Source organism: Mesorhizobium sp. M2A.F.Ca.ET.067.02.1.1, assembly GCF_004023285.1.
Taxonomy (GTDB): Bacteria; Pseudomonadota; Alphaproteobacteria; order Rhizobiales; family Rhizobiaceae; genus Mesorhizobium.
In genome coordinates this window covers 1-667 of the sequence record NZ_RZSB01001344.1, presented here as the reverse complement: position 1 = coordinate 667, position 667 = coordinate 1, and the positions used below count along the sequence as shown (strand labels likewise).

Sequence of the window (667 nt, the reverse complement as noted above, 5' to 3'; positions counted from 1 at the left end):
TGACAGGACGGCCCGCGTCATCCGCGAGATCAGCCCCGATGTGATCGCCCTGCAAGAAGCCGACAATCGCTTCGGCGACAGGGCCGGGCTGCTCGATCTCGCTCGCCTGGAACTGGAGACGGGACTCGTGCCGGTGCCGGTCTCGGGCAACGGCAAGGGGCATGGCTGGCGCGGCAATGTGCTCCTGTTCAAACGCGGCACCGTACGCGACGTCCACCAACTCAAGCTGCCGGGACTGGAGCCGCGCGGCGCGCTGGTCGCCGAGATCGATCTTGACGAGAAACGGTCGCTGCGCGTGATCGCCGCCCATCTCGGCCTTTTGCGCCGCTCGCGCTCCGAACAGGCCCGGGTCGTGCTCGACATCATGAGCAGCGCCGATGAAAGGCCGACGCTGCTGCTCGGCGACCTCAACGAATGGCGGCTCGGCAACCGCTCGGCGCTGAACACACTGCACACGACCTTCGGGCCGACGCCGCCGGCGGTGCCGACCTTCCCGTCGGGCCTGCCGGTGCTGGCGCTCGACCGCATCATGGGCAATCGGCACGGTTTGGTTTCAGGCGTCGAGGCGCATGACACGCCGCTGTCGCGCGTCGCCTCCGACCATCTGCCGCTGACGGCTTTCGTGCATCTGTAGATTGCCGCCGACGACGGTCAGCCGGTATACGGC

The 667-nt window shown here is 67.9% G+C and carries 1 protein-coding gene; it reads left to right on the top strand.

Features of this window, described 5'->3' with window-relative positions; genetic code table 11:
• Positions 1–634 (top strand): endonuclease/exonuclease/phosphatase family protein (locus EOA28_RS37720; RefSeq protein WP_148671210.1); only part of this gene is annotated, 634 nt, incomplete at its 5' end.
• Positions 635–667 lie beyond the last annotated feature (33 nt).